18 protein-coding genes are annotated in these 24286 nt (G+C 54.8%); 15 read left to right on the top strand and 3 right to left on the bottom strand.

Annotated features, from left to right (window positions below):
• Positions 1-261 precede the first annotated feature (261 nt).
• The 7 genes from IDH45_RS00715 to IDH45_RS00685 all read left to right on the top strand — a co-directional run bounded on the left by IDH45_RS00715 (position 262) and on the right by IDH45_RS00685 (position 7875).
• Positions 262-1899 (top strand): spore germination protein, encoded by a 1638-nt coding sequence (locus IDH45_RS00715; protein ID WP_190923702.1) that lies wholly within the window; start codon positions 262-264, stop codon positions 1897-1899.
• Positions 1896-3083, top strand: coding sequence for a Ger(x)C family spore germination protein (locus IDH45_RS00710; protein ID WP_190923699.1), 1188 nt, complete (start codon positions 1896-1898; stop codon positions 3081-3083). Before IDH45_RS00715 ends, IDH45_RS00710 begins: the two co-directional genes overlap by 4 nt.
• Positions 3076-3318 carry a hypothetical protein gene (locus tag IDH45_RS00705; protein ID WP_190923698.1) on the top strand — a complete coding sequence of 81 codons (243 nt, stop codon included), beginning with the start codon at positions 3076-3078 and terminating at the stop codon, positions 3316-3318. Before IDH45_RS00710 ends, IDH45_RS00705 begins: the two co-directional genes overlap by 8 nt.
• Complete coding sequence (locus tag IDH45_RS00700; protein ID WP_190923696.1) at positions 3315-4655, top strand: GerAB/ArcD/ProY family transporter; 1341 nt, start codon at positions 3315-3317, stop codon at positions 4653-4655. The genes IDH45_RS00705 and IDH45_RS00700 overlap by 4 nt, the downstream gene beginning before the upstream one ends.
• Before the next feature lie 230 nt (positions 4656-4885).
• Positions 4886-5155 (top strand): hypothetical protein, encoded by a 270-nt coding sequence (locus IDH45_RS00695; protein WP_190923694.1) that lies wholly within the window; start codon positions 4886-4888, stop codon positions 5153-5155.
• Positions 5156-5195: 40 nt separating this feature from the next.
• Positions 5196-6197, top strand: a complete 1002-nt coding sequence (locus IDH45_RS00690) for an acrylyl-CoA reductase family protein (protein WP_190923693.1) — start codon at positions 5196-5198, stop codon at positions 6195-6197.
• Positions 6198-6417: 220 nt separating this feature from the next.
• A complete protein-coding gene (locus tag IDH45_RS00685) occupies positions 6418-7875 on the top strand; it encodes an HD-GYP domain-containing protein (protein WP_190923691.1) in 1458 nt (485 codons plus the stop codon).
• A 4-nt stretch (positions 7876-7879) separates the two neighbouring features.
• Here the strand turns inward: IDH45_RS00685 and IDH45_RS00680 are convergent, their stop codons facing one another.
• A complete protein-coding gene (locus tag IDH45_RS00680; protein ID WP_317891116.1) occupies positions 7880-8776 on the bottom strand; it encodes a cation diffusion facilitator family transporter in 897 nt (298 codons plus the stop codon).
• A gap of 314 nt (positions 8777-9090) precedes the next feature.
• Between IDH45_RS00680 and IDH45_RS00675 the strand changes: the two genes are divergently transcribed.
• Positions 9091-10152 (top strand): LCP family protein, encoded by a 1062-nt coding sequence (locus IDH45_RS00675; RefSeq protein ID WP_190923689.1) that lies wholly within the window; start codon positions 9091-9093, stop codon positions 10150-10152.
• Positions 10153-10815: 663 nt separating this feature from the next.
• Here the strand turns inward: IDH45_RS00675 and IDH45_RS00670 are convergent.
• Both IDH45_RS00670 and IDH45_RS00665 read right to left on the bottom strand, forming a co-directional pair.
• Positions 10816-11790: a cation diffusion facilitator family transporter gene (locus tag IDH45_RS00670; protein WP_190923687.1), complete on the bottom strand. Its 975-nt coding sequence runs from the start codon at positions 11788-11790 to the stop codon at positions 10816-10818.
• Positions 11765-13123, bottom strand: coding sequence for a hemolysin family protein (locus tag IDH45_RS00665; protein WP_190923685.1), 1359 nt, complete (start codon positions 13121-13123; stop codon positions 11765-11767). The genes IDH45_RS00670 and IDH45_RS00665 overlap by 26 nt, the downstream gene beginning before the upstream one ends.
• A gap of 251 nt (positions 13124-13374) precedes the next feature.
• Here IDH45_RS00665 and IDH45_RS00660 point away from each other — a divergent pair, with 251 nt between their 5' ends.
• The 7 genes from IDH45_RS00660 to IDH45_RS00630 all read left to right on the top strand — a co-directional run bounded on the left by IDH45_RS00660 (position 13375) and on the right by IDH45_RS00630 (position 24213).
• Positions 13375-14160: a DUF1836 domain-containing protein gene (locus IDH45_RS00660; RefSeq protein WP_190923684.1), complete on the top strand. Its 786-nt coding sequence runs from the start codon at positions 13375-13377 to the stop codon at positions 14158-14160.
• Positions 14161-14496: 336 nt separating this feature from the next.
• On the top strand, positions 14497-15741 hold the full coding sequence (locus IDH45_RS00655) for a hemolysin family protein (protein WP_379210976.1): 1245 nt from the start codon (positions 14497-14499) through the stop codon (positions 15739-15741).
• Positions 15742-15930: 189 nt separating this feature from the next.
• Positions 15931-17604, top strand: a complete 1674-nt coding sequence (locus tag IDH45_RS00650; protein ID WP_190923681.1) for a PhoX family protein — start codon at positions 15931-15933, stop codon at positions 17602-17604.
• A 690-nt stretch (positions 17605-18294) separates the two neighbouring features.
• Positions 18295-20523 carry a helix-turn-helix domain-containing protein gene (locus IDH45_RS00645; RefSeq protein WP_190923680.1) on the top strand — a complete coding sequence of 743 codons (2229 nt, stop codon included), beginning with the start codon at positions 18295-18297 and terminating at the stop codon, positions 20521-20523.
• 256 nt (positions 20524-20779) lie between these two features.
• Complete coding sequence (locus tag IDH45_RS00640) at positions 20780-21712, top strand: ABC transporter permease (RefSeq protein ID WP_317891115.1); 933 nt, start codon at positions 20780-20782, stop codon at positions 21710-21712.
• Positions 21706-22611 (top strand): carbohydrate ABC transporter permease, encoded by a 906-nt coding sequence (locus tag IDH45_RS00635; protein ID WP_223836272.1) that lies wholly within the window; start codon positions 21706-21708, stop codon positions 22609-22611. The genes IDH45_RS00640 and IDH45_RS00635 overlap by 7 nt, the downstream gene beginning before the upstream one ends.
• A gap of 30 nt (positions 22612-22641) precedes the next feature.
• Entirely contained in the window at positions 22642-24213 is a 1572-nt protein-coding gene (locus IDH45_RS00630) for an extracellular solute-binding protein (RefSeq protein WP_190923679.1), read from the top strand.
• The last annotated feature ends 73 nt before the right edge of the window (positions 24214-24286 follow it).

Here is a 24286-nt window from a genome sequence, read left to right as displayed (position 1 = left end):
AACTTGCCGCGAGTAGCTGCCGGCTTCCGTCACAGACCGGCAGCCCGCGCACGGCCCGTTAGCGCCGGAACCTCGCAGTCCCGTACAAGTCAGGCTTTGCCTGTGTATGCGGATTGCCGGTTCCGGCGTTTTTGGCGTGTCCGGATAAACGGGACGGCGGGGGATACTGGAAAAGGTGTAATAACTTTGCGCAAAACATGGAAAAGTAAGTAGAACCGAAGCAAGGATGCGGGTGATGTTTCCGGGAAGGAGAGGAATAACATGGGCCGGAAAAATAAGCGCGGCTCTTCGTCCGGAGAGCCTCTTCAAGACGAGCTGTACATCGAGAATTTGAAAAAAGTGCGGCTTAGCGAAGGCGTAGAGGACAACGCGGACCGGCTGCACAAGATGATGGCCGAATGTTCGGATTTTGTCATCCGGGAATTCCAGATGGAGAACGGAGTTAAGACTCTTATCTTTTATGTGGACGGCATGTCCAACACAGAGCTTGTCGACCGGGTGATCGGCAGTCTGATGATCCGCAAGGGCGACCGGACGGAGCTGGACGAAGTGCTGAACCGGACGCTGCCGGTGTCGCAAATCTCCGAGTCGGATAATTTCGGCGACTGCATGCAGCGTGTGCTAAGCGGCGATGTCGGACTGATCGTGGACGGCAGTGGCAGAGCTCTGATTATGGGTCTCCGCGGGGCGGAGCACCGCAGCGTGACCGAGCCGGAGACGGAGTCGACCGTACGCGGTCCCCGCGAAGGGTTCACGGAGCTGCTGCGGACGAATACGACGTTGTTGAGGCGCAAGATCAAATCGCCGAGACTGAAAATGAAGCCGCTGATCGTCGGCAAGGAGACGAATACCGATATCGTCGTCTCTTACATTGACGGCTTGGCCGACCCCGAGCTGGTTAAGGAGGTCGTCCGGCGGATCGAAGCGATCGATATGGACGGGGTGCTCGAATCCGGTTATTTGGAGGAAATGATTCAGGATCACGGCTATTCGCCATTTCCCCAGATTATGTACACGGAACGTCCGGATACGGCGTCCGGAGCGCTGCTGGAAGGCCGCGTCGTCATCCTGACGGACGGCACGCCTTTCGCGCTCATCGTGCCGGTGACGATCTGGTCGTTTTTACAGGCGAACGAAGATTACTATGAGCGGTTTCAGATTTCGTCGTTTCTCCGGTCGGTCCGCAGCTTGTTCATGTTCATTGCGCTGACGACGCCCGCCCTGTATATCGCTGTAACGACGTTCCACCAGGAGATGCTGCCGACGACGCTGCTGCTCAGTGTGGCGGCGGCCCGCGAAGCGATCCCGTTCCCGGCGGTGGTCGAGGCGCTGATCATGGAGCTGTCGTTCGAAGCGCTCCGGGAAGCGGGCGTCCGGCTGCCGAAGGCGGTCGGCCAAGCCGTCAGTATTCTGGGGGCGCTCGTAGTCGGTCAAGCGGCCGTAGAAGCCGGCATCGTATCGGCGCCGCTCGTCATAGTCGTATCGATCACAGGGATCGCTTCGTTCGCGATCCCGAAGTTCAACGCCGCGATCTCGGTCAGGCTGCTGCGGTTTCCGCTAATGCTGCTTGCTGCGGTGTTCGGCCTTTATGGCATCGTAATCGGGGGGATGATCATTATCGGGCATCTGGCGCGGCTACGATCGTTCGGAGTCCCTTATCTGGCCCCGGTCAGCCCGCTGACATTCTCGGACATGAAGGATACGTTCATCCGCGTGCCCTGGTGGATGATGAAGCGCCGGCCGATGTCGCTTGACGTCCGGAATTTCAACCGGCTGGGCAAGGCTAACGAGTCCGACAGCCGCAATATCGGGATTATGGGTAAAGAGCCGGAGATGACGAATGAAGACCAGGCTCCACATCACGGCAAGGCCAAGGAAGGGGAGCCGGATCGGAAATGAAGAAGCGAATGCCGCGCCGTCCGCGAGTCCGGATAGCCGCGTTGTTCCTTGTTTTGCTGCTGGCGACCGGCTGCTGGGACCGGACCGAAGTGAACGATATTGCGATTGTGATGGCCGCCGCTATCGATAAAGATAAGGAAGGCTATCGGGTAAGCGTCATGATTCCGCTCGTAGGCAACATGGGCGGAGCGACAGGCGGCGGAGGCGGAAGCGGCGGCGACCGTCCGTATACGATCGACTCCGACACCGGCCGCACGATACGAGAGGCAAGCGAGCGGATGCAAGCGCGAATGGCGCGCCGTTTATTTTACGGACACCGGAAGGTGCTGCTGATTGGAGAAGAGCTGGCGAAAGAGAACCTTCCCGATGCGCTGGACATTACGGCGCGGCTTGCGGAAAACCGTCTGACGAGCTTCATGGCCGTAACGAAAGGCAACGCCTATGAGATGCTGAACGCTGCGCCCAAGCTGGAGCGGTTTCCCGCCGAAGCGTTACGGGAGCTGCTGAAATCCGACGGAGTCATCAAGATCCAAGTGAAGGATGTGGCCCACCAGTTGAACGTGCAGGGCAAGGATGCCATCCTTCCCTACGTCGAGGTGGTTAAGAGCAAAGGCAGTTCCAAACCGAACGAGGAAATCCAGATTGGCGGATATGCCTATGCGCGCCAAGGGAAAATGATCGGGGTCGCCAGGGAAGACGAGGCCGTAGGCATCCGCTGGCTGAGCCGCAGCACGTTCAAGCCGTATCTCGAGACTGTGGAAACGGATCAAGGGCCCGTAAGCGTCACGATCCGCAGAGGAAAGTGCACGATCAAGCCGTACCTGTCGGACGGCATTCTCCATTATCGGATTGAGGCGGCGGGAGAAGGCACGATTCTGGAAGCGCTGGACAACAAGGAATACGAGCACAAAAATGCGGTGGAGCTGCTGGAGCAGCGGCTTGAAAGCAAGATCGCCGGAGAAATCAGGACGGTGGAGCGGCTCGCCCGGGAGAGGCAGGTCGATATTCCCGGCTTCGGTCTCCTGTTGAACCGGGCTTATCCGACTCTCTGGAAGCGCGAATGGAGCTCCAGATGGCCGGCTGCTCTGGAAGGCGCCCAGTATGAGGTGAAGGTTCATATCGTGATTAACAGGACCGGGATGTTCTCCAAGAACATCGGACTGAAGGAGCATCCGCATGAATGATTCTTTGTTTAAGCTTTTGATCCTGCTCGGAATTGCCGGGACCGTCGCAGCGGAATGGAAGCCGCTGCGTTCCATGCATGTTGCGGAACGTTGGCTGTACGGAGCGTTCACCGTCCTGAGTCTGGGCATGCTCGCATTATATTGGCTTGGGCTGGACTGGCCGCTGCCTACCCGGACGATTACGAAATATATTACACCTTATGTCGAACAGTTCGTGAAGGGGGGACAAAGTTGAATACGGAGCGGATAAGCGGGTACCAGCTGTTCATGTTATGCAGCATTCTCTATATTAACGGCGGGATGATCAGTCTGTACAAGACGTTGTCCGAGGTGGCAGGACCGGACGCCTGGTTCAATTTTATATTTTCGATGCTGTACGCGATCTGTATCGCGTTTTTGCTGTACAAGCTGTCGGCGGCGCATCCGGGCAAAAATATGTTCGAGATCAGCGAGAGTGTCTGCGGCAAATGGGCCGGCAAGCTGTTGAATATTCTCGTGATGTGGTACATCCTGCATCTGATTATCCGGGACCTGCGGATGTTCGGGGATTTCGTCGGTACGGCGGTTTTGCAGAGGACGCCGACGGAGTTCATTTACTTGTCCGCGATGCTGGTGCTGATGTATTACGCTACAGGCAATTTGGAGGAGTTTGCGCGTTCGGTCAACTTGTTTTTCCCGATTTTTATGATCAGCATCGTCATATTGCCGCTCCTGCTGGTCAACGAGACGGATCTGTCCAATCTGCTGCCCATCCTGTCGCAAGGGTCCGGGGTCATACTCAAAGGAGGCGTGCTCAGCACCGGATGGGCGGGCGATATTTTCATCTTCGGGGCGTTCCTCAATTACATCCGGAGCAGCCGGCAATACTATGAATCGCTTAGGCTCGGAATCGTCACCTCGGCGTTTGTACTGACGGTCATGATGCTTCTGTGTACGGCCATACTGGGGCATACGATTACGGGACGGGCGATGTACCCGGCCTATACGATGATGCAGGAAATCAATATCACCGACTTCCTGGACCGGCTCGATGTCGTACTGATCGGATTCTGGATGCCGGCGTTTCTGATGAAAATCATTGTGCTGTATTTCAGCTTTATGGCGGGGCTGTCGTCGATGCTGAATACCGGCAAGCTGCGGGGAATCAATATGATGAGCGGCTGGATGATTTTGCTGCTGACCCTGGTATCGTTCCGAAGCGTCATGGAAGTGTATCGGTTCGGCAACTACGCGGCAGTGCCTATCACGGTGTTCGTCCATTTTTGTTTTCTCGCGGTCGTGAGTTTGTGTTCGCTCTGGAAAACCCGCAAAAAGCGGAAGCGCCACCCCCGTCAGCCGCTTCAAGAGGAAGAGAGCGTCGTGCCGGGAAGAGGCGACGTGATCGGCTGGTGGCTGTCGCTGGCCGTCTGCATGGCCGGACTGTTCGGAGGAAGCCTGGCGGGACCGTGGTTCAAATTATACGGCCAGCTCGGAGGGATCGTTTACTTTATCGCTTTTGTAGGTCTGTTCGTCTTCAGTATCCGTTTGTTTTGGCGGTGGAACCAGATCGTGCGTCACCCCTCCCCATCCTGATCATACGGGTTGCTGGTTTCTTCCGGGACCGTAGCATACGGCATCGACCGGGAAACGGGGAACGTCTTCGTTGAGCGTTCTTCCGCGTCTTGTGAACGTACCGCCGACGATCGTTCCGGAACTACGGAGCAGCATGATATAATGAGGGTTCCAGGCCAGCGTTCCGCGCTTTCCGGGAATCCTCGTTTCTTTTTCACGATGAGAAGATGGCTTGAATCGGAGGGATAGCTATGAAGTGGGACATTACTGATGCGGATATGTCGCATACGAAAGAACACGGATTTGTGGGCAAAGTGTTATTTACTATTGAAGGGCACCGGACCAATTATGAAGTGACGCTGCACAGCACCAAAGGAAAAGAGTGGAGCTACAGTCTGAACTTCGCCCGCGACTCCGGCATCGAGAAGGAGATTGAAGCCGCCGAGGCGCTTCTGGAGGAGGACGACGATTTTTTCGACGCTCTCGTGGAGGCGGCAAGAAGCAAGCTGCAGCAGCCGTAAGAGGCGGCAGTTCAGCAATAATAAAGCGGAGGACAGGACGATGACCATGTTTCGCGCGCTTTATGTAGAAAAGGAAGAGGGACGGTGCGTGTCCCGCGTCCGGACGATCACGGAGGACGAACTGCCTCCCGGAGAGGTGACGGTCCGGGTCTCGTATTCGTCGGTGAACTACAAAGACGGCTTGGCCGTTCAGACAGACGGCAGAATCGTCAGCCGGTATCCGTTCATTCCCGGGATCGATCTGTCCGGCACGGTCGTAGGCTCCGCAGACCCCCGCTTTCTGGAGGGCGACCTTGTCCTTGCGACCGGCTACGGCCTCGGCGTCTCGCACTTCGGCGGCTACAGCGAGCTGGCCCGCGTGCCGGGCGACTGGCTTGTGCCGCTGCCGGAGGGGCTGAGCGCGCGCGAGGCGATGATTCTCGGCACGGCCGGATTTACGGCGGCGCTGTCGATCGAGCGGCTGCGGGAGCACGGCGTGCGGCCCGGCGAGGGCGGCCCCGTGGCCGTGACCGGCGCGACCGGCGGAGTAGGCAGCGCCGCCGTCCTGCTGCTGGCGGCCCTCGGCTACGAGGTTGCCGCAGGCACGGGCAAGCCGGACGCGGCCGGTTATTTGCGCGGCCTCGGCGCAGCCGACGTGCTCGGCCGCGAGGAGCTCGCGGGCGTTGCCGGCAAGCCGCTGCAGCAGGAGCGCTGGGCCGGCGCGGTCGACCCTGTCGGCGGGGCGACGCTGGCCGGGCTGCTGGCCGCGGTGCGCTACGGAGGTGCGGTTGCCGTCAGCGGCCTGACCGGGGGAGCCGATGTCCCGGCTACCGTGTATCCGTTCATTCTCCGCGGCATCAGCCTGCTCGGCATCGACTCCGTCCACTGTCCGCATGAGCTGCGGACCCGGATCTGGGGCCGGCTGGCGCGGGAGTGGAAGCCGCCCGGCGGCTATGAGCCGCTTGTGGCGGGCGAGATCGGATTGGACGAGCTGCCCGTCTATTTGGAGACGATTTTGCGCGGCGGGATGTTGGGCCGTGCACTTGTGAATCTGGCGGATTAGCCGCCTTGCAGGGCAATGTCGCGGCATGATACGACCGGCTGCTTTTCTACCCGAAAAGCGGCCTTTTTGGGCTGTTTTCGCCCAGCCGGAATAACGGCTTGACTGAGCTGCTTCGTCGAGCGATTTTTTGCCGATTTGCCCGCCGCTTTTATCAGATTTTAAGAATTTTATGGTAAAATAGTTGCAGATGATTCGACAGTGAAGAAGGAGAAATCCCGGTATGCGATTCCATGGCTTTGTCGGTCCTTTGCTTGCAATCGTTTTGCCTCTGCTCGTGTTCGAGTTTATGAAATCGTGGTCGCAGTTGGACGTTGAATTGAAAAGCCCACACGGACATTTTTACATCGTCAGCGTCGTCGCGCTCCTGTCCGTTGTAATCGCCGTTCTGGTAGGAATCGCCGGCAGCCGGCTTCGCAATATCGAAGTCAGCTTTTTGGCGCTCGCTTTTATTTCCCTCGCCGAGATGTTCGCTCTACACGGTTTCTCCACACCCGGTTTTGTGATGCATTCCACGGTGCTTCCCGCCGTCGCCGCCCAGCTGAGCGTATTGCTCGCTTCGATCTGGCTGTGGCTGTCCTCGCTGTCTTCCGATAACCCGCTCGTAGTCCGTCTCTCGCAATATAAGGACTGGCTCGTGCCGGTCTGGACGGTCGCCCTCGGCGTATTCGCTCTGGCCGGAATCTTGTTTCCGGATATCGTCTCCGTGGTGCCTTGGAACCGCAACCCGCTCAAGGCGATTGTGACGATCGGCACGCTTGCTCTGAATTTGGTGACGATGTACCGGTATTACCAGTCTTATCGTTATTCGCGGTTTCCGCTCCAGGCGTCGATTATATACAGTACGGGGTGGCTGTTCGCCGCTCAGATGATTATGGTGTCCGGGCAAGTGTGGATGCTTAGCTGGTGGTTGTACCATTATTTGCTGCTGGGTTCGATGATCGTAATGCTCATAGGTCTTTTTCTTCAGTATGCGTCCAAGAAATCGATCGTCGATGCGGTCAAAGCTTTGTTCACCAACGATCCGATCGAGCGGATCACGAACAGCATCAGTCCCAGCGTGAAAGCGCTTATCGTGGCGACAGAGACGAAAGACCCGTACACGGCCGGCCACAATTTCCGGGTGACGATGTATGCGCTCCGCCTGGCGGAGGAATTGCAGCTCGAACCGGAGCAGCTGCGCGCGCTGGCCCAAGGCGCCATCGTTCATGACGTGGGCAAGATTTACGTTCCCGATGCGATCCTGAACAAACCCGGCAGGCTGAGCGCAGAGGAACGGGCGGCCATCGAACAGCATCCGGCCAAAGGTTACGAGATGTGCCGCGGTCTCGGCTTTATGAAAGAGGAGCTGGACATCATCCGGCATCATCACGAGCGGTGGGATGGCAGCGGATATCCGGATAGGCTGGTCGGGGAACGCATCCCGCTGCTGGCCCGAATCGTCGCCGTGGCCGATGTGTACGACGCGCTGACTTCCAACCGTTCTTACCGGCAAGCCCGGTCTCATCTGGAAGCGATCGCCTTTCTGAACGATCAGAAAGGGACTCACTTCGATCCGGCATGCGTCGATGCGTGGACCCGGCTGTGCGAGCGGGACCCGCAGGCGTATCAGTATCCGGCTCTGATGATCCAGGCGGGGGGGATGCCGGCCAGCGCGATGCCTTCGGGATCGGCAGTATGAACGGTTAGCCGACCGGATACCAGGGATTCAGATGGATGAGCACTTCGTCGACGTCCTGACAGCGGTCCATGATCGCTTTTTTGATCGAGCGGGAGATGTCGTGGCCTTCCTGGATGCTTAGCTCCGCCGGTATGCTGACGCGCACATCGACCAGAATGTAATGGCCGTGCTCCCGCGCCCGGAGCCGGTCGATGCGCATCACTTGCGGGACGCTCCGCACGAGCTCGGTGTATTCGGCAAGCTGCTCCTGGCTCACTGTTTTTTCCATCAAAATATCGATCGCTTCCTGGGCCATATGCACGGCGAGCTTCAAGACGAGTATCGAGACAATGATACCGGCGGCCGGATCACCGTAGGCTAGCAGCGGGATATCGTAGCGGTCTCCGATCAGGGCGAGTGCGATCCCGATGACGGCGGCAATCGAAGCGTACACATCAGCCAGATGATCGTACGCTGTGGCGATCAGCCCTTTACTGTTCGTTTGACGGCCCAGCTTCATCGTGTATACGTAGAGAAGCTGCTTCCAGATCAGGGAGATCGCGGCTGCAATCAGCGCGATCCAGCTTGACTCGGTCGGTTCGTGAAAGAAGGCGAGTACCGCATGATACCCGATATAGATGGCGGCAAGCCCGAGTATAATGGCGACGATTCCGGAGCCGAGCACTTCGGCTTTGCCGTGGCCATACGGATGATCGTCGTCGGCGGGCAGCTTGGAGATGCGCATGGAGCTTAAGGCTGCAGCCGTAGCGATAACGTCTCCCGCGTTATGGACGCCATCGGCGATCAGTACGGGAGAGCCGAACAAAAAGCCGACCAGCAGCTTCATGACCGTTAATGCGATATTGCTGACCAGGCTGATCCATACGGCGAGCATGGACGCCTTGTTGTTCCCCTCGGTCACAATTTGTTACCCCCTGCATCAATTTTTCCCGTAGGAAACAAAAACCCTTGACCGGTTGCGGTCAAGGGTTTGGATACATATATGGATGTTCGGTTATAGGCCTCATCAACAAGAAAACCACCACACACTTCCATAAAAGTCCTGTTATTATACCATGGATCTGCCGTCTGTTCAAATCGGCATCTGCAACGAGGCTGGAATCTCGTTTACTATCTCGATTAAACCCGATGACCTTGTCGGTCGTCTACAACTATGGAGCTCAAATTCCGACAACTGCTGTCGAAACCAGTCGTTTGCCATTACGGAGGAACATCATGGGTGAGAAACAACCAAACAGATTACGCAAAAAAATAGTAATCGCCACCGTATCCGTACTAGGAGTCCTTGTAGGCGGCGTCGCTGTGTACACCGGCTATCTGTACAACAAAGCCGATACGGCGCTAAACCGGATGGCGGCCGCCCAGCCTGCCAAACCGGGGCAGCCTGCAGGCGGCGAAACCACCGGACAACCGATGAAACCGATCTCATTCCTGCTAGCGGGAGTGGATAACCGGGAGGGCGGCGGCGGATCGATGAATACCGACGCGCTTATGCTTGTTGCGCTAAACCCGGAGACGAAGGACGCGACGGTCGTTTCCCTGCCGAGAGATATGCGGCTGAAGCCGAAGCAGATCTCTTCGCAGAAAGCGAACTACTACTATGCTTATCACTATAACAAAGACAAGGAAGCCGCCATTCCGAATACGAAGCAGTTTTTCAGCGAGTTGTTTAACATCCCGATCGATTACATGGCGGTCATCCACTTCGACGGCTTCCGCAAGCTGGTAGACACGCTGGGCGGTCTGAATATCGATGTGGATATGGATATGAGGTATGTGGACACGGAGGACGGAACCGATATTAATCTGAAGAAAGGCCGGCAAATTCTGGACGGCAAGGAAACGCTCGATTTTGTCCGCTACCGCAAATCGAATCAGGGTACCGCCGAATCGTCCGATCTCGCCCGCAACGAGCGGCAGCACCAGGTGCTCGGCCAATTGCTTGACAAGCTGACTTCCTTTAACGGGATCGCGCAGTGGGGAAGCGTGCTGGATATTGCCGGGGAGAGCGTCAAAACCGACATTCCGGTGTCGCTGCTGCGCGAATGGATTTTGCAATATGGCAAGTTGAAGCCAGATCGGCTGGAATTTGTTCCTTTGGAAGGACGATGGGACAGTCCGTATATCGTGCCGACCGAGGAGGATGTGAAGACGGCGTTGACGGCGTTCCGTTCCCGACTCGGACTGCCTGCCGACGACTCGCTCAAGATCGCGAATGTCATCGGCGTAGACTCGCCGGAGCCGAATACGGTGACCAAAGACACATACCGAAGATAAGAGAGCTTCTGAACGAAGATATGTTCCGTGTCGAATGGGGAAGAGGCTGTCCCAAGTCATTTTGCGATTAGTTGAGCCTCGCCACCCTGCTTCAAGCGGGGGGAGGCACGGGAATAAGTGCGATTTGTACCCGCTATTTGGTCGGAAAAGCCGCTTGGTCACGGAATAGGAGTGGTTTGAAGCTGCTAAAATCGGCGAATAGGCTGCATCCCCCATTAGTTGGCTAATATAAGGGGTGCAAACCGCCTCTATTCGGTTACGTTATGCAAAAAAGGCGAAAATAGCAGGTGCAAAGACTCCTAATTTGTTCAGAGCCTGCGTGTATACGTTTTGGCAAAGGTGAACCCCACCCGCTCCCAAGAAAGCTGTGTAAGGGCTTCATTCGGAGTGGAGTTGAAGGAGTTGGTATGACCCTCCAAAGCCTCATCCTACGAGCTGTTGAAGCGAAGGCGCCCGCCCACGCACCAGCGTGTGGGTCTGCACGTCAACGAACCGTCCGGATCCCTTTACCGGACGGTTTCTCTGAAGATTTGGAATGTTTCAGTGCGCTAAATCAGACCGAGACAATCTGAACCAAGAAAAAGTTACCCCTTACACATACAGGGGCCATTCTTCGTTGCAAAGGCTTCGTTTAGCCGCTTTTCTAAAAATGCTGCTTATTTCTTAGTGCACAACCGTATCGCCGGGCCGCCAGCTCTGCCGGTCATCATCCTCGAGGATGCCGAGTGTGACGTCGGTAATGTCCGGGTCTTCGAGCAGCAGCGCTCTCAGCCTCCACTTGATGTCGTCGGCTTCCGCCAGCGTCAGCCCTTTGCGGAGCTCGACGTATCCGTCGACGTGGTACGTGCGGCCTTCCTGAAGTATGCGCAGCCGGTTAATATCGGAGACGTCGGGGTCGGACAGAAGAACCCCTGCAACCCGATCCTCGATATCTTTGGGGGCAGCCACCCCGATCAGACCCACCATATTGTCATATCCGACCTTAAACGCCACCCCGATCATCAAAAATCCGATCAGAATCGTAGCGATCCCGTCCAGCGCCTTAAAATCCGAGAACTGCGTCGCCATGACGGCGGCGAGTGCCAATACGGCCCCGGTCGTAGCTACGATGTCCTCGTAGAAGACCAAGCGGGTCGGAGGCGCGGCACGCCCTACGTTGCTAAACGAGGCGGACAGGACGGCCAGTCCTTTGGCGCCCGAGCGGGTCTCGCGGACAATCTCCTTCATCGCCTTCCATAAAATTGCTCCGTCAATACCGATGGCGATAAGCAGAATGAAGAAGTTCAGCCAGAAGTTGGTCGCCTCGGCCGGATGGGCCAGCAGATGGAATCCTTCGCGGATCGTCTCGTACCCCATGAACGATACGACCATAACTGCCGCCATGCAGAACAGATTGATGACACGGCCGAAGCCGGTCGGAAACCGTTTCGTCGGCTTCCGCTCCGCGAGCACGCTGCCCGCGAAGACGAACCCTTGGTTGATCGCGTCCGCCACTGAATGCATCGCCGAAGCGAACATCGTCCCGCTTCCGCTCAGGGCGGCGCCGATCCCTTTCACCACAGCGACTCCGGTGTTGCCAAGCGCGGCGATCAAAGATGAAGTATTGCCTTTCTTAAGTAGCTCCCATGTCGTTCCCATGTCGATCTCCTCGGTTCGTATCGGATTCGTCGTCCGCATCCTCGGGCAGGGCGTGTCGGATAATTTCGATTTTGCGGATCCGGTGACGTTCTTTCTCTTTGACCCGAAACGTGTAGTTTCTGAAATGCCACTCGCTTCCCTTTTTCAGTTCCGCATGCTGGCCGTACAGCCAGCCTCCGATCGTGTCGGGACCTTCACTCTCGATATGGATGCCAAGCAGCTCGTTCATATGGGCGATCGACATTTTGCCGTCAACAATCATATGGGTTTCGTCCAGAATCTCGATGTCCTGTTTCTCTTCGCCATCGAATTCGTCGCGAATCTCGCCGACGATCTCTTCCAGGATGTCTTCAATCGTAATCATTCCGGAGGTGCCGCCGTACTCATCCACGAGAATCGCCATATGGGTGCGTTCCTGCTGCATATTGCGAAGCAACGACTTGATCGGAATGGAATCCGGAACCGCCATGACGGGAATAATCAGTTCAGAAAGCTCGATATTCGGGTTGTCGTCATAGCGGAGGAAGAACTGCTTCGTGTTCACCATTCCGATAATAACGTCTTTGCTTTCTCTAATAACCGGAAAACGGGTATATTGCTCTTCCTTAATGATGCGCAAGTTTTCTTCCAGCGTACGGTCCAGATGCAAGCAGACCATATCCGTTCGCGGAACCATAATTTCGCGGGCAAGCATGTCATCGAAGGCGAAGATCCGGTTCACGTAGCCGTATTCGGTATTATTAATTTTGCCGCTTTCGTAGCTCTCCGTTAAAATAATGCGCAGCTCTTCTTCGGAGTGCGCGTCCTCGTGTTCTTTAACGGGCTTCATGCCCATCAGGCGTACGAGCGAGTTGGCCGAGCCGTTTAAAAGCCAGATAAACGGGTACATCATTCTATAGAAAAACATGATCGGTTTTGCCGTAATCGTAGCGATCCATTCCGCCTTCTGAATGGCGATCGTCTTCGGGGCAAGTTCGCCGAGAACAACGTGCAAGTAAGTCATCAGAATAAAGGCGATAGCAAACGATAAAATGTGCAATGCTTCCTCAGGCATATGGAAAGGCTCAAGTATAGGATGGAGCAGCTTCTCGATGGTCGGCTCTCCGAGCCAGCCGAGAGCGAGCGCCGTGATCGTAATTCCGAGCTGGCAAGCGGATAAGTAACCGTCTAGATTTTCTGTTACTTTTTTGACGGCATGGGCATTTTTCCGGTTTTCGAGCACCATTTGGTCGACGCGGCTCGGGCGGATTTTGACAATAGCGAACTCCGTAGCGACGAAAAAAGCGGTGGCGGCGATCAGCAAAGCGACCAACACCAAATTCAGAGTAATCATTCTGTCCTCCAGTCAGGAAAGTTGTTTAATAGAACCCTACATATACAAGTTCTTATGAACCTATAATATCGGATTTGAATCCGGTGCGCAAAGTCCGTTTTGGGCCGAATTTTAGTAAATCGGTTCATTCTGGGTGGTGAGCGGCATTAGATAGGGACGCACTTCGATTTATGAAGCCTTTGACATAATTACTTTAGCGTCATATGATTAGTTCATAAGAACTTACACCTCGAACGGGAGGTTGATCCAAAATGGAAACTTTTCATTTGACCCGAAAACAAATGGCTACCTTGCTGCTGTCGCTTCAAGGAAGCTTTGATAAAACGCCGGTTGCAACGCTCCAGGAAGTATGGGCCAAGTCGCACAAGGCCGATATGGAGCACGGGAAAACGCTCGGCGCCTTTATCTCCACGTCGCTGCCGCCGATCTTCGAGAAAATTATCAAAATGAAGCAAACCGGAGAAGGTTTCTCCCTTACGGATATTGTTGCCTTGGGCAACCAGATCGAATACACCTATTATTCCGTCACTTCAGTGCAAAATTGGGTGAAGCGGGATTTCAAAGACCTGATCGGACCGCCCAGAATCGGCAAAAAGTATTCGGTCGACCAAACGGCCGTGTTGTTCATCATCGACGATCTGAAGGCGACGCTTGATTTCGAATCAATCCGCAAGCTGCTGACGCTCGTCTTCCAAAATCCGCAGGACGACTCCGATGACCTCATTCGCCCGCTGCGATTGTACGCCGCCTACTCGTACCTGTTCGAGGAGCTGGACAAAAACAACGACCAGGTGCTCGACCTGGCGGGCCACGAGAGCGGAAAACAAAATCACGATCATATGATGGAGCATATGATCAAGAAAATTACCGATTCCTACGTGCAAACGCTGGACAGCCTCAACGCCGAGCAGAGAGAAGCGGTAAGCAATACGGTGCTGATCGCGATGGTTTCGGTGCAGACGACGTATTTCCAGTCGCTGGCTAGACGGTTTTTGAATGCGACGTTATTTCTGCAAAATCTGGGAACGGACTCCTAATTTGGGCTTGCCGGAATTCGAAAACAGAAAGCAACCCGCACAAAGAGCAGGAAACGCGAATAAACATTGAATAACGATCCCTTTTTGCCGAATGTTCTGACATTTTGGTTCGAGACGCCTCTTTTCGAACTCGAGCGAACGTTTGATGTTTACTGACGTTCCTTTATAATGGAGTTACATTCATTTTTAGAATAAGGGAGGTGCACCTGTCTGCCTCAAGAAAGGCGGACGGGAAATTATTTGGGTAGTGACCCTGGAGGACCGATAGTACTCAATTTGTTGATTGCGTTAGTTTTGGTATTGTTAAACGGATTTTTTGTAGCTGCGGAATTCGCGATGGTGAAAGCGAGAACAAATCGTATCGATGCGATGGCTCTGGAAGGAAGGATTAGCGCCAAACTTGCAAGCGGTATACTGGGCAATTTGAATGCCTACTTGTCTGCCTGTCAGCTCGGCATTACGCTCACGTCGCTTGCCCTCGGCTGGCTGGGAGAACCGACGATTGCACGAATGATTGAACCGACCTTGAAGTCGTTTCATCTGCCGGACAGCGCTATTCATGTCATTGCTTTTATAATCGGCTTTACGATCGTGACAGCATTCCATATTACAATCGGTGAGCAAGTACCCAAAACGTACGCGATTCGAAAGTCCGAACAGGTCACACTATGGTCGGCGGTTCCGATGGTAGTGTTCTATAAATTGATGTACCCGTTCATCTGGGTGCTGAACGGCGCTTCCAACTGGATGCTCCGCAAGTCCGGAATCGAGCCGGAATCCGAGCACGACGCAGTTCATACGGAAGAAGAGATTCGTCTTTTGGTGAAGGAAAGCCATAAGAACGGGCTGATCGACAATACGGAGCTGGCGCTCGTCGACAACGTATTCGATTTTACCGAGACGGTAGCCCGGGAGATTATGATACCCCGCACGGAGCTGGCCTGCTTGTACGCCGACAGGTCGTTTGAAGAAAATATGGAGATCGCCACCAAAGAGATGCGTACCCGATACCCTCTGTGCGATCCCGACAAAGATAACATCATCGGATTTGTGCACATTAAGGATTTGCTAAAAGCCCGTGACGGTCTTGACGACATTCGCAAAGTCGTACGCCCGATTATGAGCATTCCGGAATCGATGTCCATCAGTACGCTTCTGAAAATGATGCAGAAGAACCGGACCGAGCTGGCGCTGCTGATCGACGAATACGGCGGAACGTCCGGTATTGTGACGATGGAGGATATTTTGGAGGAGCTTGTCGGGGAAATTCACGACGAATTCGACCAGTATAGGCCGAGCATCGAGAAAAGGGACGAATACACTCATTCCGTGGACGGCATGCTCCATATCGAGGAATTTAACGATTACTTCGGCTTGGAGATCGAATCGGATGATTATGATACAATCGGCGGCTGGATGTATGCGCAGGTCGAAATCCCGCCTAAGAAAAACCAACGCGTGCAGTTTGAAGATTTCGAGATGATTATTGATGAAGTGGACCACATGCGCGTATCGCGTCTGATCGTCCGCAAGCTGGAAGCAGAGACGCAAGACAGCGGAGCGATTTCCAGCGTGTCCTAATATATGTAAAGCCTCAAGTCCCTGTTAGAGAGGAGCTTGAGGCTTTTTCGTCATTCGTCGCTCGTCCGCTCGTGGAGATCGTCTTAACAACTTCTTCATCTGCGCCAAACACTGCGATGACATTCGTCCCTTATCGTGGAATACAGAAAGCGCGTTAGCGGACATTATCGTGGACGAGGAGTGGTACGTATGAAGGAGATCAACCGCCGCACATTTTTATCGTATATCGGGACAGGAGCCGCCGCATTGGCCGCCGCATCCGCCGGGCTTGGCGTGCTGGAGGGGAAAGCGTCCGCCATGTCGCCTACGGCGGATCATCTGTTTGGCTTCAAGACGAATAAAGTAAGCGGATACTTCGAGCCGATCGCACCGTCGAAGGAAGATGCGCTGCTGCTGCCCAAAGGATTCAAATACGACGTAGTGGCGGCGTTTGACGATGTGATCAACAAAGCCGGCGAGAAATTCGGACAAGGCTCCGATTACAACGCCTACTTCCCGATTCACGACTCGAACACGCGCGGCCTGCTCGTGAACAACCACGAATATACGAACATTTTCTCGATCGGACCGATCGCCGCGGACGGCGCTTGGTCGAAGGAGCAGATTGAGAAAGATTTGTACTACCAGGGGATGTCGGTTATCGAGGTGTTCCGTGACATGGACGGCTCGTGGAAAATGGATACAGGCTCCCAATACGCCCGCCGTATCAACGGCTTCTCGCCGTTCGAGCTGACCGGTCCGGCCAAAGGGACTGCGGCAGTCGGCCACGCAACCGCGGTCAAGGGGACTTTTGCCAATTGCTCCGGAGGCGTCACGCTGTGGAATACCGTGCTGTCGTGCGAGGAGAACTTCTCGGAGACGGCGGAGCGGGCCGGGCTGCCGCTCACTCATTACGGGTGGGTCGTGGAGATCGATCCGTTCGACGGAAAATACGCGAGGAAGCATACCGCCCTGGGCCGGTTCAATCACGAAAACACGGCGATGGGTCTGACGAAGGACGGCCGGGTCGTCGTATATATGGGGGACGATAAGAAGGACGCTTGCGTATACAAATTCGTCAGCAAAGGCAAGTACGATCCGATGAAAGACCGCGCCAACTCCGCCCTGCTGGAGGAAGGCACGCTGTATGTAGCCAATCTCAAATCGGGCAAATGGGCGCCGGTAACGTACGAAGCGGTCTCCAAGCTGCTGGCGAACGAGAAGTTCAAAGCTCCTACCGGGGTGAAAGGGACCCGCGAGGAACTGCTGGCGAAGTTCAAAAACGAGGGCGACGTCGTGACGAATTGCCACGAGGCGGCGCTGATCGTAGGCGGGACGCCGACCGACCGTCCGGAGGACATCGAGATTTCCCCGTTCGACAACACCGTGTTCGTCAGCCATACGAATAACGATACGCACGGCAACATTCACGGGCACATTACCCGTATTTTCGAAAGTGGCGACGATCTTGGCGCGACCGAGTTCGACTTCGAAATTTTCATCGCCGGCGGCCGTCAGTCCGGCTTCAGCTCGCCCGACAACCTGGCGTTCGACTCGAACGGCAACTTGTGGATCGTAACGGACATCTCGTCCAGCAGCCACAATAAGGGCGTGTACAAAACGTTTATGAACAACGGGCTGTTCGTCGTCCCGACTCACGGGCCGGGCATGGCGCAGGCGCTGCAGTTCGCTTCGGCACCGGTTGAGAGCGAGCTGACGGGGCCGTATTTCACGCCGGATGAGAATACGCTGTTTCTGTCCATTCAGCATCCGGGCGAGATGACGGACGATCTGAGCAAGCCGACCAGCCTGTGGCCGCATCGTCCGGGCGACAAAATTGCGCGCTGCGGCGTCGTTGCGATCCAGGGCTTTAAGCTCGGCTGAGAAGAAAGATTCGCTGGAGAAGTGATTTGGCAAGCTGCTCACCAGAATCATACTCAGACCGCATTTGAAATCGCGTTGTTGTAACTATTAAACTTCAAAAGGCAAAGCTTGCAGACGAGCGGTTGGAGCCCGGTACCCCCTTCCTTCCAACGCACGAATGTATAGCTTTGCATGTTAAAGACCGTCCGGTGTATGTGCCGGACGGTTTAACTTATTGCAGAGGCTCGAGCGATGCTGGGCGACGGCTAACGGACACCACAGCCGCTAAAACGTAAGAAATGAGCAAATTTGATTTCTAACGGACATATGAGTCTTTAAGCAGCCGATAACTCCATATTTACAGCGCCTTTGGCATTGTAAGCGTCGTTTTTGTCCGTTAGCTTTGGAATTTTTCAATTTAGACTGTCTAAGATGCGCTGGTGTCCGTTACGAGGTAAGTTTGCCGTTAGGCTCGAGGAATGCTGCCCAGCGTTTCATATCCGTTACGCGGCAAGTTCGCCGTTGGTCTCGAGCGACTCAGCCAAAAGCCTACTCGTACAGCACCTACGAAGGGAGGCTGCCGGCAGGAGCTGCTGCTTGCCCAGCATCTGCAACGCAGGCGCGCCGGACTTGCCGCGATTCCCCGTCTATGCTTGCTCCGGCCTTGCTGATACAATAGGTTCAACGAGAGAAAAGGGTGGTTCGAACAAGATGACATTCGGGAAATGGAGATTGCCGGCAAGAACCAACAAGCTGTACTTTCGCATCCTCTCCTACTTTTTATTTCTACTGGTCCCGATCCTGATCATCGGCTCGGGGATTTATATGGCCAACGTGGCGCTGTTCAAGCAGCAGACCGTCGACAAAATTGGCTCGAATCTGATCTCTTCTTCCAAGGCGATCGACAACGTGCTGCGCACCACCGAGCAGACCGGGATGAACTTCCTGATGAACGACACGGTACAGCGCTATCTGGTCCCTTATCAGCAGCAAAGCTTCGACGAGAAAGAAAAAATAACCAGTATCGTCAAATGGCTGGCGTCCAATCGCAACATTGTCAGTCCTTACGTAGACGATATGTTCGTATATACCGATAGCGAGTGGGTATACAAAAGCGACGGAATGGAAAGTTTTCATTCGTTTTTCACCCAATTCAGCCGGTTTGCCGACTATGAAGAAAGCTATTGGTCCGACCTGCTGCGCGGCGACTTCTCGCTACGCGTGCTGGAGCCGACCGAGGTGCGCAAATCGTATAAAGAAGGCGGCGAAACGGTGATCCCTTTCGTCCTGTCCCAATATATAGCCGGCAACCGGGTCGTACTCGTCGCCACCATATCCGCTACGCAGATCAACCGCTTTCTGCAGCAGAACCGGGTGGCCGATTCGAGTGCGTTTCTCGTGACGGACCAGAGTCAGCGCGTCGTAACCGGCTCTCCGGACTTGCTGCAGCCCTCCGTCTTCCAGCGGATTACGGAATCCGTAGGCGGGATGGACGACGGCTACACCGAGTTGAAGCTGGATAAGAACCGCTTCATCGTGAACGTATACCGCTCGGAATACGGCTGGAACTATTACTCGGTAACACCGGCCGAGGAGTATACCGGCTTGGCCAGCGGCATCCTGTCCTTGATCAAATGGATGTCGGCGATTTTGATCGTGCTCGGCGTGTTGTTTTCCTTTATATTCAGCAACAAGCTGTACAATCCGATCCGCAACTTGCTCGACGCCCAGCATCGGCGGGAGAAATTTTCCGGCGAGTTTCTGGAGAACGCGTTTACTTATGTGTTAAGCGGCAACCGGCTCGGCAAGCATGAGGCGCTGATGCAGGAAATCGGCTTTGAGAACGGCCAGTATGTATGCGTCTGCGTCAAATTTCATTTCAAGCAGCCGTTTTATGAGGAGATCCAGGATACGGATCGGCTCATCGTGCAGGAAAATATGAAAAAGATCATTCAAGGCATTTTGCAAAGGCACGTGTCGGCCTACGTTATCGACGCCCAGAAGCAGATGTACGCGGCGATGGTTAATCTGAAGGAAGGGCAGGACCGCACCGCGCTCGACCAAGCCCTCTCGGCGCTGATCGAGACGTTCGATTACGATACCCGGTATTGCCGGCTGGCCGTCGGGGTCGGCCGGATCTACGAGCAGATCGGCGATTTGGCCAAGTCGTACGGCGACGGCCGGCTGGCGCTCGCCAAGGCGGACGAGAACAGCGATACCCAGATTATCGAAGCCTCCTTTTTTCCTCTGGAGCAGTACTACCATTTCGGCTTCGTTGAGGAGCGCAAGATCATCAATGCGCTGCGGAGCGGGGAGATGCCGGTGCTGGAAGAGGAGATCCGGGCTATCGTCGACTTGAACCTGGAGAAGGGAACGTCGAACTGGTACATGAATCTGCTGCTCGTCGAGCTGTACAATATCGGCGTCAAATTTCTGATGGAGAAAGGCATCCCTCCTCAGCGCCTGCTGACGGAGAACGACCATCTCATCCTGGTCGGCCGGGCTTCCCAGCTTCTCGATCTGCAGGAGCATTTGTCGCTGCTACTGCGCTTTTGCCGGGGAATCATAGACAACGCAACGTCCCAGGAGGACAATAAAGCGGCGAAAATCGTCATGAAGATGATTCAATATATCGACGACAATTACAGGAACGATTTGTATTTGGAACAAGTGGCGGGGGAAATGAATTTATCGGCCAAATATATTTCCAAGCTGTTCAAGGAATCGACCGGCACGAATTTGACGGAGTATATCCAGATCAAACGGATCGCGGAAGCGAAGGAGCTGCTTGCCACGACGGCGCTCAAAAATGATGAGATCGCGGAACAAGTAGGCATTGTCAGCCGCTCCACCTTTTTCCGCCTGTTCAAAAAATACGAGGGGATTACGCCTCAGGACTACCGGAAAATGCTGCAGGAAGGCGAAGTTTCGCCCGAATAGCGGATTTTGAGACTCGCAAGGAAATCTGAGACTGTTCCGATTGGCGGGAAATTGGGACGGTTTTCGCCTTACTGACAATAGAAAGCGCTTCACCGGCCGGCTATGCTAAAAAAGCAACGACATAACGGTACCGCCGGTACGGAAAGGAGAGACGAGGAAGGCGAAGGGCATTGGGCCGGATATTATGGAGAATAGGGTTCTTCCATAAAGAACCAACTATCTCTTGTGTGTGAGTAAGAGATTGGAGGCTTGCCAGGTGAACGGCACACAGATGGCCGGAGTAGGGACCCCGCATTGGAAGAGGCAGCTTAGGAGAAGCAAATATTTATATGCGATGTTTGCTCTGCCCGCGATTTATTTCGTGTTGTTTCATTTCATTCCGATTTTCGGCAACGTTATCGCATTTCAGAACTACAACGTGTTCAGCGGATTTATTAAAAGCCCGTGGGTGGGATTCGAGCATTTTAAAGTGTTTTTGTACGACCCTTATTTTTGGAAGCTGTTACGCAACACGCTTATGCTCAACCTGTACGGTCTGCTGTTTAATTTCCCGGCGCCGATCATACTCGCGCTGCTGCTGAACGAGCTGAGGGCGAAGCTTTTCAAACGGTTCGTGCAGTCGGTGGCGTATTTGCCCCATTTTCTGTCGACGGTCGTCATCTCGGGGATGCTCGTCAACTTTTTGGCGCTGGACGGGATGCTGAACCGGCTGATCGAATGGTTCGGTGGGGAGCAGATTCAATTTCTGATCGAGCCATCCTGGTTCAGGACAATTTACACCGCCTCGGATATTTGGCAGCAGGTGGGCTGGGGGACGATTATTTATTTGGCCGCGCTTACAGGCATCGATCCACAGCTGTACGAAGCGGCCCGGATGGATGGAGCGAACCGGTGGAAGCAGACGCTGCATGTGACGCTGCCGAGCCTCGTTCCGGTTATTACGATCTTGTTCCTGCTTGCGATCGGCAATTCGCTGTCCGTCGGCTACGAGAAAATATTGCTGCTCTATAATGGAGCGACGTATGAGACGGCCGACGTCATCCAGACGTATGTGTACCGGAGAGGGCTGCTCGGAAGCGATCTTAGTTTCGCCTCCGCCGTCGGCCTGTTCCAATCGGTCGTAGCCTATATATTGGTCGTAGGAGCGAACCGGTTCACGAGATGGCTGGGGGGGACCAGTCTATGGTAAAAAGCGGTGGTGTAGCTATGTCCCGTTTCCGCAAAAGGCGTATTTCGCTGTTCGATATCGTCAACGCCCTTCTGATGATCGGCGTCGTGTTCCTGATGCTGTATCCGCTGTACTATATGGCGATTATCTCGATCAGCTCGGGAGGGCCGGTCAGCCGGGGAGAGGTCGGATTTTATCCGGTCGATGTGACTTTGAAAGCGTACGAGATCATTTTCTCCAGTGCTCCGATCGTGCAGGCGTACAAAAATACGCTGTTGTATACGTCCGTCGGCGTGACGATCAATCTGGCGATGACCGCGCTATGCGCCTATCCGCTTTCGCGCAGTCATTTTTACGGCAAAAACATATTCGCGATGATGATCGTGTTTACGATGTTTTTCGACGGAGGCATGATTCCCCGCTATTTGGTGGTCGACAGTCTCGGCTTGCTCAACTCGCTGTGGGCGATTGTGCTGCCGCCGGCGATCAACGTCTTCTATATGGTCATGATGCGCACCTTCTTCCAGGCGGTTCCCGATGCACTGATCGAATCGGCCCATATCGACGGTGCTAACGATTGGAAAGTGTTCCTGAGAATCGTGCTTCCGCTGTCGGCGCCGCTCTTTGCGACGATGACGTTGTTTTACGCTGTAGGACACTGGAACAGCTTTTTCTCGGCATTGATCTATTTGAATGAAAGCAGCAAATATCCGATTCAGATGATACTGCGCAATATTGTCATCCAGGGCGACATGTCGGCCCAATCGACGGAGATGAGCGGCGTGGTAGGTACGCTCGTCGTCGACCAAAATATTAAATATGCAGTCGTGATGGTTGCGATCCTGCCGATACTTGCGCTGTATCCGTTCCTCCAGAAATATTTTGTCAAAGGCTCCATGGTGGGCTCGTTGAAAGGCTGATTGAACGAAATCAGAAGGGGTGTTTTTGAGATGAGATCGAAGAAACGGGTACTTCCCGCGGCACTGAGCGTATTGCTGCCTGCGGTAGCGATGCTGTCGGCTTGCTCCTCCTCCACCGGGAACGGGAAAGCCGGCGAAGCGGACGGTTCGGCCGCCAAGACGCCGGAAGCGAGAACGATTACGGTGATGAGAAGCGACAGCTCGATTCAGCCGGTGCTGAAAGACTCTCCTGCGCTGAAGCAGATATTGGCGAAGACGAACGTGAAGGTCAATATGGAAGGCGTGCCGAGCAGCGATTACGAGGCGAAAAAGAAGACGCTGATCGCCACCAACAATATTCCGGACGTGCTGCACGTATCGCGGACCGATATTACGAACTACGCGAGCACAGGCATCTTCCTGAATCTGTCTCCGCTTATCGACAAGCATGCGCCGAATTTAAAGAAACGGCTGGAGAGCGAGCCGGAGGCGAGCAAGCTGAAAATCGACGGCAACTTCTACGGCTTCCCGATCATGGCACGCAAGTCGGTGGCGGCGAATGTGGGCAACTTCCCGATGATCCGTACCGATATTTTGCAGGAGCTGGGCTTAAAGGCGCCGACGACGTTCGAGGAGCTGTACGAGGTGCTGAAGGCGTTCAAGGCGAAGTATCCGGACTCGTATCCGTGGACGATGCGCAGCGGCTCGCAATACAATTTGCGGTTCCTGGCGTACGCGTTCGGCAGCGGCTTCTCCATCTATTACGAGCCGAAGTCGGATAAGTACCTGTACGGTCCGGCGCATCCGGAATTCAAAGAAGTGATGACGTATTTGACCAAGCTGTACAAGGAGAAGCTGCTCGATCCGAACTTTACGAACTTGACGGCTCAGCAGTGGCAGCAGAACCTCAGCTCCGGCAAGTCGCTGTTTTTCTACGACAACTATACGTTTGCAGTTAATTTCAACGCCGCGCTGCAGCAGGTCAATCCGAAGGCGAAATTCGACATGCTGCCGGTCTTCAAGGACGCGTCCGGCAATAAACGGAACTATATGGACAATCCGTCCAGCTTTAATTCCTATGCGATCAGCAGCAAGGTGAAAAATCCGGAGGAAATCGTCAAGCTGTTCGACTGGATGTATACGGACGAAGGCGCGGATATTACCAACTTCGGCGTGCCGGGAGAGCACTTCACCCGTTCGGGCGACAAAGTGACGATCGCTTCGAGCCTGATTGATCAGTTCAAGGATAAGCAGGACCCGTACCGGGCGATGCAATCTTTCTTGGGAACGGGACTGCTGGCATTCAGCACGTTCACCGACGATACGCCGATGCTGACGATCTCCCCGCCGGAGCTGAAGATATGGTCCGACAGCGTCAAGCAGCAGAAAGATAGCAAGGAAGTGATCGAAAAGCCGCTGGACCCGCCGTTCACTGAGGAAGAACGGGAGAAGCTGAAGCAGCTTACGACGAAGGTGGACACGATCGTCACTCAGAACGTCGATAAGTTCATCCTCGGCAGCCGTCCGCTCAGCGAGCTTGACGCATTCGCGAAGGAAGTCGCGGCAGGCGGGGCAAGCGAGATCGAGGACATTTACAATGCCGCGTGGAAACGGATGAAATAAGAGAACGGCAGGGCACACGCATAGCATGATAACATGACCGGCTTCTTGCCAGGGTCGGACTGCCGCCAGCAGC

Source organism: Paenibacillus oceani (assembly GCF_014705615.1).
Classification (GTDB): domain Bacteria; phylum Bacillota; class Bacilli; order Paenibacillales; family NBRC-103111; genus Paenibacillus_AB; species Paenibacillus_AB oceani.
The sequence above is the reverse complement of the archived record's forward strand: the minus strand, read 5'-3'. Positions and strand labels throughout refer to the sequence as shown.